Below are 17,261 nucleotides of genomic sequence, written 5' to 3' on the forward strand. Positions count from 1 at the left end.
CGACTTGCATGTATTAGGCACGCCGCCAGCGTTCGTCCTGAGCCAGGATCAAACTCTCCAAAGAATTTGATATAGCTCTTGAAAATGACGAAGCTTGCGCTTCAATCAAAACTTGTAAAACTTTTTTGCCTCATCGTTCAGTTTTCAAAGTTCGTCTGTCGCTCTTAACGACTCTTACAATATTACAAGTCATCGACACAGTTGTCAACCACTTTTTTAATTCTTTTCCGCTGCCATCAGCGGCAACGTTTATTACTTTAACCCATCCTCAAATAGAATGCAATAGTTTCGGTAAAAGTTTTTCTGAAAAAGTTTCCTGCCACGTTATAGCTTGGCTGTAGAAACCAAAAACCTCTCACCGCAATGGTGAGAGGTCGTAACTTGTTACTGTTGGTGACGCATTGTCGGGAAGAGCAATACGTCGCGAATCGATGGTGCGTCTGTGAGCAACATGACAAGACGGTCAATCCCGATTCCGAGACCACCTGTTGGCGGCATCCCGTACTCGAGCGCTTCTAGGAAGTCGTTATCAAGTTCATGGGCCTCATCGTTCCCAGCTTCTTTTTCAAGTAGTTGGGCTTCGAAGCGCTCACGTTGATCGATTGGATCGTTCAACTCTGTGAACGCGTTCGCGTGTTCACGACGAACGATGAACAGCTCGAAGCGATCTGTGAAGCGCGGGTCTTGATCGTTCTTCTTCGCAAGCGGCGACACTTCGACCGGATGTCCCGTGACGAACGTAGGTTGAAGCAACGTCTCTTCGATTTTTTGTTCGAAGAACTCGTTGACGATATGACCGAACGTCATATGGTCTTGGACTTCTACTCCGTGCTCTTTCGCAAGTTCACGTGCCTGTGCATCAGACATCTGCTGCCAGAAGTCGACACCCATCTCTTCTTTAACCAAGTCGACCATATGGGCCCGCTTCCAACCGACACCAAGATGGATCGTATCTTCTCCATACTTCACGTCTGTCGTACCGAGTACTTCTTTAGCAACGTGCGCAACGAGTTCTTCTGTCAAATCCATGATGTCGTTGTAATCAGCGTACGCTTCATAGAGCTCGATCATTGTGAACTCTGGGTTGTGTCGTGTCGAGATACCTTCGTTACGGAAGACACGGCCAATCTCATAAACACGCTCAAGGCCACCGACGATGAGGCGCTTCAAGTGAAGCTCGATCGCGATGCGCATATAAAGTTCCATATCGAGGGCGTTATGGTGCGTCAAGAACGGACGGGCAGCTGCTCCGCCTGCAATCGTATGGAGCATCGGTGTCTCAACTTCTAAGTAACCGCGATGGTTCAAGAAGTTACGGATCTCTGAAATGATTCGGCTACGCAAAATGAATGTTTGGCGCGAATCATTGTTCGTGATCAAATCGAGATAACGTTGACGATAACGTTGTTCGACATCTTTTAAGCCATGATATTTGTCTGGAAGCGGACGGAGCGCTTTCGTCAAAAGTTCAAACGTCTCGACGTGAATCGATAACTCGCCAACATTCGTTTTGAACAGCTTACCTTTCACGCCGACAATATCACCGAGGTCAGATGATTTGAACAAATCAAACGCCTCATCCCCTACGTCATTTTTACGGACGTAAATTTGAACCTGTCCCGTGACGTCTTGGATGTGGGCGAAGAAGACCTTCCCTTTTCCACGTTTCGTCATAATCCGTCCCGCGAGCGTGACTTCTACGTCTTGCTCAGCGAGCGCCTCTTTCTCAATCGCTTCATATTGCTCATGTAATTCACCGGCATGGGCTGAACGTTCGAACCGATGTCCGAACGGGTCGAGCCCTTGCGCGCGCATCTCAGTCATCTTTTCAAATCGAACCTGCATTTGGTCGTTCATTTCCAACTCGTGACTCACTACTCCATTCACTCCTCTATACATATTGGGTTTGGTCCTAACAAAAAGCTGTCGACCTCACGGCCAACAGCACAGCCTAAGCTGTTCGCTCTTTGCGTATCACTTTTTCGCCAAACAAGCTTACCATAAATCACTTTTTTACACTAGTTCACACTTCTTGTGGCGCGTTCTCGATCTGTCCGACGAAATCGTAGAGCACACTCCCGACGGCATCCCGTGATTCCAACTCGAAGACTTGCTTACGGACCGGCCCGTTTCCTTTGAGACCTTTCAAGTACCAGGCCACGTGTTGACGCATTTCACGAACCGCCGCCACCTCGCCTTTCAAGTCGATCAAACGATCGAGATGCAGCATGCAAATGTCAATTTTCTCGCGTGCCTCCGGCTCGGCCGGAAGTTCACCCGTCTCGAGGTACTGCACCGTCTGATAGAGCATCCATGGATTTCCGAGGGCAGCCCGCCCGATCATGACCGCATCGACACCGTAATGGTCGAGGGCATGCTTCGCTTGTTGCGGCGTCGTAATATCACCGTTCCCGATAATCGGGATGCCGGCAATTTTCTTCGCCTCACCAATAAGCTCCCAGTTGGCTGTTCCTTCATACAATTGGGACCGCGTCCGTCCGTGAATCGCGATCGCCGCCGCGCCACCGGATTCGGCCGCTCTGACGTTATCTAGGAGGTAGATGTGCTGACTGTCCCAGCCGGTACGCATCTTGACGGTCACCGGTTTGTCCACCGCCTTCGATACAGCGTTCACCATCTCATAAACCTTATCCGGATCGAGGAGCCACTTAGCACCCGCTTCACATTTCGTGACTTTCGGGACCGGACACCCCATGTTGATGTCGATGATATCGGCGTTCGTGTTTTGATCCACGTATTGCGCCGCTTTCACGAGCGTGTCTTTCGAACCGCCAAAAATTTGCAGGCTGAGCGGCTTTTCGCGCTCATCGACGTATAACATGCGCAGCGTTCTCGCGTTTTCAAATAAAATCCCTTTGTCGCTGACCATCTCCGCACAAACGAGTCCGGCACCGAATTCCTTCGCAATCAAACGAAATGCCGGGTTCGTCACTCCGGCCATCGGGGCGAGGACCGCCCGATTTTTTATATCAACGTTACCAATTTTGAACCCTGACATTGCTTCACTTCCTTCAATAGCGTTAAACAGAACCGACTAATGACGTTAACGACTGTAGACGTACGACGTCGCGCCGCTCCGATTCCGGCAAGGCATCGCATAATTGTCGTACCGTCTTCCCATTAACCTCGAGCGTCGGAGCAATCTCCGCGAGCGGGGCAAGGACAAAAGCACGTTCATGCATTCGCGGATGCGGAACAGTTAAGTGCTTCGATTGTATATATTCGCCGTTATAGAGCAAGATGTCAAGGTCGATCGTACGCGGCCCGTTCTTAAACAGACGCTCTCTCCCAAGACCGCGCTCAACCTGTTGGAGACGAACGAGCGCATCGTCCGCCCCTAGCGATGTCTCGACTTCGACGACCATGTTATAAAACGATGGTTGATCTGTATAGCCGACCGGTGCCGTCTCGTATACATTCGATTGCTTCGTCACATGAAGACCGGCCGCCTCCATCTCTTGAAGGGCACCGAACAAATAACGCTCCCGTTCACCGATATTCGAACCAAGCGCCACATACATCATCCGTTACGCCTCCGCGTCATCTCGATCGCGACCGAATCGTAATGGCCCGGAATCGGTGGATCCGGTTTGATGACCTTGACCGTCACACTTTGAATCTTGTCACTGTGGGCGAGCACGGCCGTCGTGATCCGTTCACCGAGTGCTTCGAGTAAGTTGACCGCCTCGCCTGTGACGATGTCTTCTGTCAGTTGATAGAGTCCGGCATAGCTGACGCTGTCTTCCAAATTATCGGACTGGCCGGCAGGGGCCAGGTCTAACTCACACATCAAATCAATATTAAATCGCTGACCGAGCCGGTTCTCTTCTTCAAATACACCGTGGTAACCGTAAAAACGCATCCCGTTCACAAACATCTTATCCAACTTGTCCGCCTCCTAACATCGCATCCATCATCCGTGACGCCCGTTTGTTCTCTAACACATCGTGCACCCGTACCCAGGCGCACCCCTTCACAATCCCGAGACATGTCGTCGCGACCGTCCCTTCGACCCGCTCCTCGGTCGGTAAATCAAGTGTCTGGCCGATGAACGATTTTCGCGATGTCCCGAGCAGAACGGGGAACCCGAGATTCGTGATGACGTCGAGCCGATTCATGAGCTCTAAGTTTTGGTTGTAGTCCTTGGCGAAGCCGATGCCGGGGTCTAACCAAATCTGGTCATCACGTACACCGGCGGCACGGGCGATCGCGATTGATTCTTGTATGTCGCCGACGACTTCTTCGATGAAGTGTCCATAGTTTCGGTTGTCTCGATTATGCATCAAAATGATCGGGACGTTAAACTCTTTGGCCACTTCTGCCATCGATTGATCGTCCCACTTCGACCCCCACACGTCATTGATCATGTCAGCGCCCGCTTCAAGTGCCGCTCGCGCAACGATAGGTTTGTACGTATCGATCGAGATCAGGACGTCAAGCTCCTCTTTCAGGCGGCGAATGACCGGGACAACTCGGTCGATCTCTTGATCCGCCGTGACGAACTGTGCGCCCGGCCTTGTCGACTCGCCTCCGACGTCGATCGCATCGGCCCCGTCCTGAACGAGCCGTTTAGCGTGTTCGAGCGCTTGCTCGACTGCGTTATAACGTCCACCGTCTGAAAATGAATCTGGCGTCACGTTTAAAATGCCCATAATTTTTGTCATGCTGTTCCCTCACTTTCAATTGCTCGTCGTAACTCGGACCAACACGCTGTAAATCGAGCCCCCTGCTTGCCTGGATACGTCCGGCCGGCATAAGCGGTGACCGGTGCGATTTGTTGCACCGAGTTCGTGAGCCAAATTTCGGATGCATGCTCGAGTTCTTTAAACGTCACGTCACGTTCGAGCACGTCAAATGTCTCCATCAGCCAGTGCCGGGTCACGCCCGCAAGCGCCCCGGTCGCGAGCGGCGTCGTCCATAGCCGCCCATCCTGTTCCACCCAAAAGATGTTTGAGACGAGTCCCTCGACGACACGTCCCGCCTCGTCCGCGAACAAACCTTCCGCTTCCCGGTCGACCAAGGCACGTTTTCCAAGGATGTTGTTCATATAGTGATGTGACTTCAAACGGAACGCCGCTTCCGGTCGACTTCTCGGAAACGGGAGTGCCTCAAGCCGTTTCTCGGTCGGTTCGAACGTTTCCGGTAACGGTTTGACGAGCAGCGTCACGTTCGGCCGTGAGTAACGCCCGTCGTGCAGACCGAGCGGAGCGACACCGGCGGAGACGTTCAGTCGGATATATACGTTCGGCGCCTCGTTTTGACGCACGACGTCTTGAATCGCCTGTCTGATTTCCTGCTTCGTATAAGGTAGATCGATCCAAAGTGCGTCCATACTTTTCTCAAGCCTGTCCCAATGGAGGTCGAACAAGAACGGGACCCCGTCAAACGTCCGGAACGTCTCGAACAACCCCATCCCGTACAAAAAACCGTGGTCGTGAACCGGCACCGTCACTTCTGAACTGCCGCGCAGTTCGCCGTTATGCCAAAGCCACATGACGATACGCCTCGATAAAATTTTTAATCATGTCTTTCCCATGTTCCGTCAAGATGGCTTCAGGATGGAATTGGACGCCCTCGATCGGCAATTCTTTATGGCGTAGCGCCATGATCTCGCCCGTGCTCGTCTCAGCCGTCACTTCTAAGCAGGACGGCAATGAAGCGCGCTCGACGGCGAGCGAATGGTAACGCGTCACGATCGTCTGCTGTGGGATGTCTTTAAATAACGTCTTGCCGTCATGTTCGATCGGTGACGTCTTCCCGTGCATGAGGCGGTCCGCATGGACGACTTTCCCGCCGAACGCCTGACCGATCGCTTGATGACCGAGACACACCCCGAAAATCGGGATATTCCCAGCAAACGTCCGAATCGCGTCGACGCTGATCCCCGCTTCGTTCGGCGTCCGCGGACCTGGCGAGATGACGAGATAACTCGGACCCATCTGTTTAATCTCTTCGATCGTAACGTCGTCATTACGACGCACGATCAAGTCCTCTCCAAGCTCACCAAAGTATTGAACCAAGTTGTACGTGAATGAGTCGTAGTTATCGATGAGTAAAATCATACCGTCGCCTCCGTCATTTCTTTCGCGGCCCATAGCGCCTTCGCTTTCGACAACGATTCTTCATATTCAGCGACCGGGTCGGAGTCGATGACGATCCCTGCCCCAGCCTGGACGTGGGCCATCCCGTCTTTGACGACCATCGTCCGGATCGTGATGTTAAAGACGAGGTCGTCGTCCCAACTGATCCAGCCGAACGAACCCGTGTAAATCCCACGTCGAACCGGTTCAAGTTCCTCGATGATTTCCATCGTCCGAATTTTCGGGGCACCGGTAATCGTTCCGCCCGGGAACATCGCCCCGAGCGCCTCTGACCCGGACACACCGTCTCGGATCGTGCCGCGCACGTTCGAAACGATGTGCTGGACGTGTGAGTACTTCTCGATGACCATCAATTCGTCGACGTGTACCGTCCCATAAGCCGCCACTTTCCCGAGGTCGTTCCGCTCCAAATCAACGAGCATGACGTGCTCGGCCCGCTCTTTCTCGTTGTCGAGCAACGTCCGCGCTAGTTCCATATCTTCTGCCTCGTCCCGTCCGCGCGGCCGTGTCCCGGCGATCGGGCGTGTCGAGATCGACGTCCCGTGTTTCTCAATCAACAGTTCTGGCGAGGCCGACACCATCGTCAAAAAATCGTCGACGAAGTACCCCATATACGGTGAGGGATTCATTTGGCGCAATGTGTCATAGACGTGGCGTGGGTCCGCGAGCAGCGCTTCCGATTGGCGGACGCTCAGATTCACTTGGAACACGTCGCCTTCGACGATGTAGTCTTGAATTTTCTGCACAGCTTCGACGAATTCACCTTGCGATAGAGAACGCGCTCGCTCGAGTGGCGCTTGCGCGACCGGTCCGAACGTGTAATGCGTCTCCGTCTGCCATAGGGCAGCCCAGCGCTCGAGCTTCGCTTCTACTTCTTCATCGGCGGTGACCAGCAAATAGAGGAGCGATGTCGCTTCGTCAAATACCGCCACTTCGTCAAACAGCAAGAACGAGACGTCGGGCGTCCCTAGATCATCTTCGGCTTGAAGCGGCAAGCGTTCGAGTGTCCGGGCGACATCGTAACTGACATAACCGATCATCCCACCGAAGAATGGCGGTGCTCCTTCTGGTCTTGCGGCAACGTAACGGGCCCGCACTTGCTCGACGATGTCGAGCGGTTGGCCATAAAACGTCTCGGTCTTATCTGAAATGACGAGCGTTCCAGTCCCATCTTTCACGTGAAGCGCACCGAACGGCTCGATCCCGGCCATCGTGTAACGTCCAGCCCTCCCGCTCTCGAGCCACGCATAGCGCTCGCCCGCTTCCGTCAACGTCATATACGTCTCATACATTCTCTCTTTTGTCGTTCGCATCGTTTTGAACGCTGTCGTTCTCACGTCAAATCCCCCCGTTCCACTCATTCATGCCTCTAATTGTACACAAGAAAAGGCAATTACCGAAAGAAGATGTCTTCTGGTAACTGCCGTTTGTTATGCGCGAACGCTATCTGATTCTTCGTCGAACTGATAGAGCGGCGTGCTAAGGTAGCGTTCTCCGTTTGACGGGATGATCGCGAGCACGTTTTTGCCTTTCCCAAGGCGCTTCGCCGTATCGACCGCGGCCGCGATGGCTGCACCTGACGAGATGCCACCGAGCACACCATTCGTCCGAGCCGCGAGACGCGCGTACTCGAACGCCTGCTCTGTCGTGATTTGAAGGACACCTTCGTAAATCTCAGTGTCTAAAATCGACGGGATAAAGCCGGCCCCGATGCCTTGAATTTTATGAGGTCCTGGCTTCCCGCCAGATAAGACTGGAGAGTCGACCGGTTCGACCGCTAAAATTTGCACGTCCGGATAGTGGGCTTTCAATACTTTACCCGCTCCTGTGATCGTTCCGCCTGTACCGACACCAGCGATGAACGCATCGACTTGAAGACCTGACGCGTCGAACGCATCGACGATCTCAGGGCCGGTCGTCATTTCATGGACGTTCGGGTTGGCCGCATTATTGAATTGTTGCGGGAGGAAGTAGCCGTTTTTCTCAGCTTCTTCTGTCGCCCGGCGAATCGCTCCGCCCATCCCCTCAGGACCAGGCGTCAAAATCAGCTCGGCACCGTATCCACGAAGCAGATTGCGACGTTCCATACTCATCGTTTCCGGCATGACGAGAATTGCCTTATAGCCTTTAGCGGCACTGACCATTGCGAGTCCGATGCCCGTGTTCCCACTCGTCGGCTCGATGATTGTGTCACCCGGCTTTAAGACGCCTTCTTCCTCAGCGGCCTCGATCATCGCTAAGGCGATCCGGTCTTTTACACTCGAACCAGGGTTCATATATTCTAACTTCATGTAAACCGTCGCGTCATCCGGGCCAGTCAGCCCGTTCAACTTCACGACCGGAGTCTTTCCAATTAAGTCTGTCACTGAATCTACGATACGCATTTCATTTCCTCCTTCATAATTCCGACTATTCCGATATTGTAATAATACCCTATCGGATTGAAAATATGCAATTTGGAACGACAGCCTCAGCGTGCTTGCTGTTTCATCACTTCGAGCTGTTCAGCCGAGAAGTGATACTTTTCGCCACAGAAGTGGCAAACCGCCTCGGCGCCGCCATCTTCTTCGATCATTTGACGGATCTCTTCGGTACCGAGCCCGATGATCGCACTTTCCATCCGATCCCGGCTGCACGTACAGTTGAACTGTATCGCTTGGTGGTCGAGTACTTCTAAGCTATCTCCGAGGAGCATATGCAGCATCTCTTCTGGTGTCTTCTCTTCTCCGATGAGAACCGACACTGGCGGGAACGTTTTCAATGCGTCTTCTAACGCTTGAATCGTTTGCTCTGAAGCGTCCGGCATCAACTGGACGATAATCCCACCGGCAGCTAAAATCGATTCATCTTCTGGAAGCACGAGCACACCAGCTCCGACGACTGAAGGCACTTGTTCCGACGTCGCGAAGTAGTACGTGAAGTCTTCACTGATCTCACCCGTTTGAATTTCGGACGAACCGCCAACGAAGTCTTTTAGCCCGAGGTCTTTGATGACCGAGACCGTGCCGCGGCCGACGACATCGCCGACTTTCAACTTCGTCAATCCGTGGTCGTTGACGAATGTTCCGCCTTCGACACGCGGATGTGACACGTATCCGCGGACGTCTCCTGCCGTGTCCGCATCGACGATGATTTTCCCGATCGGTCCATCGCCTTCGACTTTAAGGGTGACGCGCGCGGCTCCTTTTTGCATCGAACCGATCATCGTCCCGATCGTCATCGTCCGCCCGAGCGCGGCTGAGGCGACCGGTGTCGTCTGATGACGAAGTTGCGTTTCGAAAATCGTTTTTGTCGTCCGTACGGCGAACGCCCGGACTTCTCCACCGAACCCGAGGGCACGGACGAGATAGTCGTCTTTCATTTGGTCAAGTAACGCTTGTTGTTCTGGTTGAATCATATTGAGTAACTCCTTTAAAGTTTATTTCTGGTTGCGCTCATAGATGAGACGAAGTCCATCGAGCGTCAAGAACGAGTCGACGACGTCAATCGTTTCGGCATGTTCACTGATCAAACGGGCCAGCCCACCTGTCGCGATGACGGTCGCTTCCCCGACTTCACGCTTGACGCGACTGACGATGCCGTCGACTTGGGCGACATACCCGTAATACGTGCCCGATTGCATCGCTTGGATCGTATTTTTCCCGACGACGGTCGGCGGGGTCGCGAGCTCGATGCGCGGTAATTTCGCGGCCCGTTGATAGAGCGCCTCGACCGAGATCATAATCCCCGGGGAGATGATCCCGCCGTGATAACGGCGTTTGTCATCGATATAGCAATACGTCGTCGCCGTACCGAAGTCGACGATGATCAATGGACCGTCGTACTTGGCAATACCTGCGACCGCGTTGACGATGCGGTCCGCCCCGACTTCACGCGGATTATCGACGTGGATGTCGAGACCTGTTTTCACGCCGGGACCGACGACGATCGGCCGGACGTTGAAGTAGCGCTGCGACATCTGTTCGAGCGGGAAGATGACCGGTGGAACAACCGAAGACAAAATGACGCCGTCGATTTGGTCAAACGAGACGTTCGAGTGGTCAAACAGCGATTTGACGAGCATACCGTACTCGTCGGTCGTTTTCGTGCGGTCCGTCGAGATGCGCCAATGATGGACGAGCGTCTCACCATCGTACATCCCGAGGACAATATTTGTATTCCCAACATCGATCACTAAAATCATGATATGGTTCCTCACTTTGTTGTCAATTACAGTTCGCTCGAATTATAACACGAAAAAAGACGAATGCCTTATTTAGGGCATTCGTCTCTTACACTTACCGTGATTCGTTGTTCGGGCGTTCCGTCGGTGTCGCTTCCGGCTTATCGCCTTCAGGGACAACGTCCGGCTTCGCTTCTTGAACGACTCCAGGCTGATCGATGACTTGCCCGTGCTTGACGGCCGCCTCATCTTTCTTCGCCTCATCGCTTGCATCATCTTTCGATGGTTCAGACGGCTCTTCCGGTTCGTGCGGAAGATATTCGCGCGTCTTGATCAAGTGACGAATCTGTTTCGAATCGAGCGTCTCGACTTCGAGCAACGTCTTCGCGACGAGCTCGAGATCGTCTTTACGGTCAGTCAAAATCTGTTTCGCTTTCGCGTAACAGCGGTTGATGATGTCCCGGATCTCGAGGTCGATATCTTGTGCAATCGCATCCGAGTAGTTTTGTTCCGTTTGGAAATCGCGACCTAAGAAGACTTGTCCTCCATGGTTCGATCCAAGTTGGAGCGGTCCGAGCTTGTCGCTCATCCCGTAATCCATGACCATCTTCCGAGCGATACCAGTCGCGCGTTGGAAGTCATTGCTTGCTCCTGTCGACACTTCACCGAAGATGACGTCTTCCGCCACGCGGCCCCCGAGGAGACCAACGATTTTATCTTCGAGTTCAGGTTTCGTCATGAAGTAACGATCTTCTTTCGGAAGCATGACGACGTATCCGCCAGCATTTCCACGTGGGACGATTGTCACTTTGTGCACTTCGTCTGCGTTCTCGAGTTCAATCCCGATAATCGTATGACCCGCCTCATGATAGGCGACGATTTGGCGTTCTTTCTCCGAGATGACGCGGCTCTTCTTAGAAGGACCAGCGATGACACGGTCAATCGCTTCCTCGACATCCACGACCGAGACCGCTGAACGGTCAGACCGGGCTGCGACGAGCGCTGCTTCGTTCAACAAGTTTTCAAGGTCAGCACCTGAGAATCCAGGCGTCCGCTGCGCGATCGACTTCAAGTCAACTGTCGAATCGAGCGGTTTGTTACGGGCGTGAACTTTGAGTACTGCTTCACGGCCTTTAACATCCGGGCGGTCAACCGTGATTTGACGGTCGAATCGACCTGGACGAAGAAGGGCCGGGTCAAGAATGTCCGGACGGTTCGTCGCGGCAATCATGATGATTCCTTCGTTGTCACTAAATCCATCCATCTCGACGAGAAGCTGGTTGAGCGTTTGCTCACGCTCGTCGTGGCCACCACCAAGACCGGCACCACGCTGGCGTCCGACCGCGTCGATCTCATCGATGAAGATGATACACGGTGCGTTCTTTTTCGCGTTCTCGAACAAGTCGCGGACACGCGACGCCCCGACACCGACGAACATTTCGACGAAGTCAGAACCTGAGATCGAGAAGAACGGTACACCGGCTTCTCCCGCAGCTGCACGAGCGAGTAACGTCTTACCTGTTCCCGGAGGACCGACGAGCAAGACACCTTTCGGAATCCGCGCTCCAAGTCTCGAGAATTTGCGAGGGTCTTTCAAGAATTCGACGACTTCGATGAGTTCTTGTTTCTCCTCATCCGCCCCGGCAACGTCATCAAACGTTACACGACGTTTTTCTTGGTCGTAGAGTTTCGCCTTCGATTTCCCGAAGTTCATCACGCGACCGCCACCACCGCCGCCTTGGGCTTGGTTGAGCAAGAAGAAGAACAAGATGAAGATGATGATGAACGGTAAGATCGCGAATACGATGCTAAACCAGCTACCACTCGACTCTGATTCTTCGATTTGAATGTCGGTATTCGCGCGAAGTTGCGAGAGCACTTCGGCGTATTCGGCCTCGTTGGCCGGGATATTCGTTTCATAAAGCTGGTCTTCGTCTCCTGTAAGGTCACCTGTAATTGAGATGGCTCCCGGGATTTCCTGTACGGTTGCCGTTTCGATCCGATCGTCTTCCACATATTCCAAGAACTTCGAATAAGAGAGCGTTTCGCTCTGGCTACTCGGGTTCTGTAAATATTGAAGGAACAAGATCAAGGCCAGGAAAATCACACCGAACACTAAGGTGTTTTTCACTGCACGATTCATTCTCTGCCTCCTATTCCGAGAAACGATGTTCTCGCCCATTCAGTATATGTGTATACTTTGGGGTATTTCTTTTATCTTAACACGTCACATTTTCAAAAGAAAAACGTTAGCCCCCGTAAACACTCGGCTTGAGCACACCGACGTAAGGAAGGTTACGATATTTCTCTTCGTAATCGAGACCGTAGCCGACGACAAACTCGTGCGGAATCACGAAACCGCTATAGTCTGCCGATAGACCGTTCTTGCGACCCGTCGGTTTATCGAGCAACGTGACGATCTTCACCGACTTGGCTTTCCGATATTTGAGGAGATCGACGAGATAGCCGAGCGTGAGCCCGCTATCAATGATATCTTCTACAATCAGGATGTCTCGTCCTTCTACAGACGTGTTTAAATCTTTCTCGATTTTCACTTCACCTGTCGATGACGTTCCACCGTGATACGTCGATACGTCCATGAAGTCCATCTCTAAATGGATGTCCATCTCTTTGACGAGGTCCGACATGAACGGCATCGCGCCTTTCAATACGCAGACGAGAAGCGGAAACTCTTCTTTATATTCTTCGCTGAGCGTTGTCGCGAGTTCTTTCACCTTTACTTGAATCTCTTCACTTGAAATAAGCACCTTTTCCATATCGTTCATTAATGACATCTTGAAATCCTCCTCTTTCTAATCCGACACAATCATCATTTTACCATTAATCGTGGGCAAATCGCATCTGACTTATCCGGAAAATCCGAAACTCTTACTCCTACTATAGCGACAATCCTCCCTGTCGCGTCAACTACTAAGGGGACAAACGGACGATTTTCACGACGAATTTTCGCATCGATCAAGATTCGGGCGACTTTTTTCGTCCCGATCGAGAGTTTCATCACATCCCCTGGTCGGACGGAGCGGACGGTCAACGGGAACGTGAGCGCCTCGAGCGGGATCCCATCCTTGCCTGTGACGACTTCAAGTGAGAGCCCGCGGTCGCCAAAAGACGCCTGGACCGGGAGGCTCGAGATCACTCGGTCACCCGGTGCTTCAGTCAGCACTGGATCGGTATGTGGGACGAGGCTGATCACCCCATCATACTTTTGTAATCGAGAGCCGCCTTCAAGGTCGTAACGGCCCGTCCCTTTTGGACTGTCCAGAAGCCGACTGATCCCTTCGCCCATCTCGACACCATATCTAGCCGATAAGAGTCGGCCGAGTACGTATCGTTCGGGCCCGTTCAAACTGGCCACGTCTTCAAGTTTCACATGAAACGTTTTCATATCACAACGGACGTAGCGCACCATCCACTTCCCGACGTCGTCGTAGCGCTTATGCCAAATCTCACGCTGTCGACGGGCCGCCTGACCGACGTCTTGAACCACGTTCGGCCAAACATCGAGGAGCTGCGGGACGATGTGGTGTCTGATCTTGTTGCGCAAGTAATCCGTCTGCTCATTCGTCGCGTCTTCTCGCCAGACGAGTCCGTTCGCTGACGCATACGCCAAGAGCTGTCGTTTTGTTTCCGTCAGCAACGGACGAACAATCGTCCCTCCGGCGAACGGTCGACGTTCCGGGATCCCAGTCACTTCGACGACGTTTCGATGAAGCTGGATGAGTACCGTTTCGAGCTCGTCATCGCCGTGATGAGCCGTCATCAGTTCGGTATACCCGTCTTCACGCATGACCGTTTCAAAAAATGCATACCGCGCCGCCCGATAGACGGCTTGTGATCCCCCGTCCGGAAACGCAAGACGCTTCCCGTGAAACGGCACACCGTACGCTTTCGCCAACTGTCTCACGAACTCGAACTCTTCATCGGACTCGGGCCTAAGTCCATGATGGACGTGGGCGATCCCGACGTCAGCACCGCTTCTCACGACGCGGTCTAACAAGACGATTGAATCCACCCCACCCGATACGGCCATCAGCACTTTCGTCATCGTCGCTCCTCCTTGGTATAACAAAAGAAGCCATCTCAACTTGAGATGGCTTCTTTTCGCTTAGGTAAGTGACCCGTACGGGATTCGAACCCGTGTTACCGCCGTGAAAGGGCGGTGTCTTAACCGCTTGACCAACGGGCCTAAATAAAATGGTAGCGGCGGAGGGAGTCGAACCCACGACCTCACGGGTATGAACCGTACGCTCTAGCCAGCTGAGCTACACCGCCATGTTATTGTGTTGTGTCCTAAGCACATTTTCTATAATAACCAGTAGCCACGTCCGTGTCAATTCTTTTTTAAAACTTTTTTCACAAAAAATCGTGTATAGTGCCATTTCATACACTATACACGATTTTCGGTTGATTGTGCATCACGCTTCCGACGGAGCCGGGCGATATTTTTTCTTCCAAGCGATGCGGAAATATCCCCAGAGCAAGAAGAAGCAACCGACCGACACGAGCGCCAAGTATAGAATCGCCCCTTGTAAATAACTGAGCCCGTCCGCCGACAAAATCTCTTTATAGCCGGCCACCGTATACGTCATTGGAAGTAACGCGTTGAACGGCTGCAAGGCACGTGGAATCAATTCAAGCGGGAACGTCCCGGCCGACGTCGTCAATTGAAGAATCAATAAGACGATGGCAACGAACCGTCCCGGGTTCCCGAGCGTCGTGACGAGCAACTGAACAATCAATAAGAACGTAATACTGACGAGCCAGCTGAAACCGAAGAAGCGAAGCGGTGACTCGACCTCGAGTCCGAGCAAAGTCATCATCGCCACGTTTAAGACGAGCGCCTGAACAAAACCGACGACGATTAATACGCCCGATTTCGATAACAACCAAGATAAACTCCGCTTCGGTTTGCCAGCCGGATCATAGAGCGGATAGACGATTGACAACAAGAGCGCCCCGACAAAGAGACCGAGCGACATGAAGTATGGTGCAAATCCTGTCCCGTAGTTCGGTACGTGATGAATCGAGTCGTTCACGATTTGAATCGGCCCCGCCATCATTTCAACGTTCTCATCGCGGATGTCGACGTCAGCCGATTCCGCACCCGAGAGTAAGGCGTCACGAAGTTTTCCGCTACCAGACTCTAGTTCAGTCAGACCTTCCGCCAGGTCCGAACTTCCAGAACCGAGCGCTTGACCCCCTTCGGCCAGACGCGATGCCCCTTCAGCGATGGTACCCGTTCCTTGACCGGCCGTTTTGACCCCGTTGGCGAGTTTCGTACTTCCTTCAGACAAGGCGAGCGTGGCGTCAGCCAATTGATCACTCCCCGACGCCAGTTCCGTCGTCCCGTCATGAAGCGTCGCCACCCCGTCGTTCAATTGAACGCTTGCCGATGCAAGTTCACCCGAACGATCCATCGCGGTTTTGGCACCTTGCTCGATTTGGCTTGACCCCTCGCTCAGCGCCGCGGCCCCGTTGACGAGCTGAGTCTGTCCGTCATTCAACGCAACCAATCCGGCCGCGAGTTCAGTGGCACCGGCTTCTGCTTGTCCCAACCCTTCCCCGAGTGCCGTTTGGCCTTCCGTGACACGAGACGCGCCCTCTGAAAGCGATGTGAATCCTGCTTCCGTTGCCTGCATGCCTGTAGACAGCTCGGCGACGAGCGCTTGCAACATGTCTGGCGTTGCGGGCGTACCGGATTCGGCGAGCGCAGACAACTTGGCGATCAGTTGCTCTTGCTGGCCTAACAACTCCGTTTTCATTTGGTCAATGCCAGCGGTGACACCTACCGTTCCCGCTACAAGTGCTTCGTTTCCGGCACTAGCCGCACTAAGCGCTTCTGCGAGTGTGCTCGAGCCGTTGACGAGTTGGCCGCTTCCGGCCTGTGCGTCCTCGAGTCCGGCTGCGAGTTCATGAATTCCAGCGTCAAGCTGTTGCGTCCCGCTATGCAACTCGCCTAACTTCGAAGAGAACGCGCTCGTTCCGTCGACGAGCTGAGTCGTACCGTCTTTTAGCACGGCGGCCCCGGCGTCGACACGATGGACACCGTCTGACAGCGTGGAACTCCCAGTTTGGATACGCTGGCTCCCGTCGACGAGATCAGCCGTCCCAGACTCAAGCGCACCGAGTCCGTCATCGAGCTTGGCTGCGCCGTCCGCTAGTTCCTGCTGTTTTGAAGCTAGCAGTCGCGAGCCGTCCGCTAGCTTAACGGCCCCTTCTTTAGCGGTCGTTGATCCGTCAGCAAGCTCCGTCGCACCGGTTGCGGCTTCATCTAATCCGTCAGCGACGGTTTTCAATCCGTCCCGCATGGCGTTGACATACTGTTTCGTCACTTCAGTCGACAGTCCGCCTTTCACTTGCTCCATCGCCGAACCTCCGATTTGAGCGGCGAGGAAGTTATACGACTCGTTCGCGATGTACCGAAGTTCTAATTGCTCAGGGTCAGCGGACAGCGCGCTCGTCGCTTTCTCCGAAAAGTCATCCGGGATTTCGATCGCCATGTAAAAGGCGTGATCTTGTAACCCGGCGTCCGCTTCCGCTTTCGACACTTCGACGAATCGGAACGCTTCCGAGGTCGTCAACTTATCGACGAGTTCGTCACCGACAGCGAGTTCCTCCCCTTCAAACGTGGCCCCTTGATCTTCATTGACGATAGCGACGGGCAAATCTTTCATTTGGCCGTAAGGATCCCAAAATGCCCACAAGAACATGCCCGCATACATGAGCGGCACGAGCGCGACCGCGAGAATCGGAATCCATACCCGCGGATTTTTACCGATGCTCTGCCATTCTGCTTTCCACAACTTCCATCCGTTCATTTGTTTCTCCACCTTTACTTATAAAACATAACTATTTTTCATGTTCCCTATTGTGCTCGCTCCATCGAAAAATTGCAACCCTTTTTAGTTATTTTTCATAACAAAAAAGCGTCGACAATTGTCGCGCCATGAAAAAAA

15 protein-coding genes, 2 tRNA genes and 1 rRNA gene are annotated in these 17,261 nt (G+C 53.2%); all 18 read right to left on the reverse strand.

Annotation, left to right across the window (positions count from 1 at the left end):
- Positions 1–64: ribosomal RNA gene (locus EVJ28_RS12285) — 16S ribosomal RNA — on the reverse strand; the annotation flags it as partial.
- A gap of 320 nt (positions 65–384) precedes the next feature.
- Positions 385–1,875: a lysine--tRNA ligase gene (gene lysS / locus EVJ28_RS12290; protein WP_131489125.1), complete on the reverse strand. Its 1,491-nt coding sequence runs from the start codon at positions 1,873–1,875 to the stop codon at positions 385–387.
- A 148-nt stretch (positions 1,876–2,023) separates the two neighbouring features.
- Positions 2,024–3,019 carry a tRNA dihydrouridine synthase DusB gene (dusB, locus tag EVJ28_RS12295; protein ID WP_016509635.1) on the reverse strand — a complete coding sequence of 332 codons (996 nt, stop codon included), beginning with the start codon at positions 3,017–3,019 and terminating at the stop codon, positions 2,024–2,026.
- A gap of 22 nt (positions 3,020–3,041) precedes the next feature.
- Positions 3,042–3,545 carry a 2-amino-4-hydroxy-6-hydroxymethyldihydropteridine diphosphokinase gene (gene folK, locus EVJ28_RS12300; protein WP_070329364.1) on the reverse strand — a complete coding sequence of 168 codons (504 nt, stop codon included), beginning with the start codon at positions 3,543–3,545 and terminating at the stop codon, positions 3,042–3,044.
- Positions 3,542–3,907, reverse strand: coding sequence for a dihydroneopterin aldolase (gene folB / locus EVJ28_RS12305; RefSeq protein ID WP_201738419.1), 366 nt, complete (start codon positions 3,905–3,907; stop codon positions 3,542–3,544). Before folB ends, folK begins: the two co-directional genes overlap by 4 nt.
- Positions 3,900–4,685, reverse strand: a complete 786-nt coding sequence (gene folP, locus EVJ28_RS12310; RefSeq protein ID WP_070329366.1) for a dihydropteroate synthase — start codon at positions 4,683–4,685, stop codon at positions 3,900–3,902. The genes folB and folP overlap by 8 nt, the downstream gene beginning before the upstream one ends.
- Complete coding sequence (locus tag EVJ28_RS12315) at positions 4,682–5,515, reverse strand: aminotransferase class IV (RefSeq protein ID WP_131489127.1); 834 nt, start codon at positions 5,513–5,515, stop codon at positions 4,682–4,684. Before EVJ28_RS12315 ends, folP begins: the two co-directional genes overlap by 4 nt.
- Complete coding sequence (pabA, locus tag EVJ28_RS12320) at positions 5,499–6,083, reverse strand: aminodeoxychorismate/anthranilate synthase component II (protein ID WP_131489129.1); 585 nt, start codon at positions 6,081–6,083, stop codon at positions 5,499–5,501. Before pabA ends, EVJ28_RS12315 begins: the two co-directional genes overlap by 17 nt.
- A complete protein-coding gene (locus EVJ28_RS12325; RefSeq protein ID WP_304986368.1) occupies positions 6,080–7,459 on the reverse strand; it encodes an anthranilate synthase component I family protein in 1,380 nt (459 codons plus the stop codon). The genes pabA and EVJ28_RS12325 overlap by 4 nt, the downstream gene beginning before the upstream one ends.
- Positions 7,460–7,552: 93 nt before the next feature.
- Positions 7,553–8,506: a cysteine synthase A gene (cysK, locus tag EVJ28_RS12330; protein ID WP_131458696.1), complete on the reverse strand. Its 954-nt coding sequence runs from the start codon at positions 8,504–8,506 to the stop codon at positions 7,553–7,555.
- Between the two features lie 86 nt (positions 8,507–8,592).
- The gene (gene hslO / locus EVJ28_RS12335; RefSeq protein WP_131489131.1) at positions 8,593–9,519 is read right to left on the reverse strand and encodes an Hsp33 family molecular chaperone HslO; all 927 of its coding nucleotides are present in this window, start codon (positions 9,517–9,519) and stop codon (positions 8,593–8,595) included.
- Positions 9,520–9,540: 21 nt separating this feature from the next.
- Positions 9,541–10,305, reverse strand: coding sequence for a type III pantothenate kinase (locus EVJ28_RS12340; protein ID WP_070329371.1), 765 nt, complete (start codon positions 10,303–10,305; stop codon positions 9,541–9,543).
- Between the two features lie 94 nt (positions 10,306–10,399).
- Positions 10,400–12,427, reverse strand: a complete 2,028-nt coding sequence (gene ftsH, locus EVJ28_RS12345; protein ID WP_070329372.1) for an ATP-dependent zinc metalloprotease FtsH — start codon at positions 12,425–12,427, stop codon at positions 10,400–10,402.
- A 106-nt stretch (positions 12,428–12,533) separates the two neighbouring features.
- On the reverse strand, positions 12,534–13,079 hold the full coding sequence (gene hpt / locus EVJ28_RS12350) for a hypoxanthine phosphoribosyltransferase (RefSeq protein ID WP_016509617.1): 546 nt from the start codon (positions 13,077–13,079) through the stop codon (positions 12,534–12,536).
- Positions 13,080–13,114: 35 nt separating this feature from the next.
- Entirely contained in the window at positions 13,115–14,350 is a 1,236-nt protein-coding gene (gene tilS / locus EVJ28_RS12355) for a tRNA lysidine(34) synthetase TilS (RefSeq protein WP_236634154.1), read from the reverse strand.
- A 69-nt stretch (positions 14,351–14,419) separates the two neighbouring features.
- Positions 14,420–14,491 (reverse strand) — tRNA-Glu (locus EVJ28_RS12360).
- A 9-nt stretch (positions 14,492–14,500) separates the two neighbouring features.
- Positions 14,501–14,577, reverse strand: a tRNA-Met gene (locus EVJ28_RS12365).
- A gap of 143 nt (positions 14,578–14,720) precedes the next feature.
- Positions 14,721–17,123 (reverse strand): YhgE/Pip domain-containing protein, encoded by a 2,403-nt coding sequence (locus EVJ28_RS12370; RefSeq protein ID WP_236634155.1) that lies wholly within the window; start codon positions 17,121–17,123, stop codon positions 14,721–14,723.
- Positions 17,124–17,261 lie beyond the last annotated feature (138 nt).

Origin of the sequence: Exiguobacterium sp. SH3S3 (assembly GCF_004337115.1) — a bacterium.
Taxonomy (GTDB): domain Bacteria; phylum Bacillota; class Bacilli; order Exiguobacteriales; family Exiguobacteriaceae; genus Exiguobacterium; species Exiguobacterium aurantiacum_A.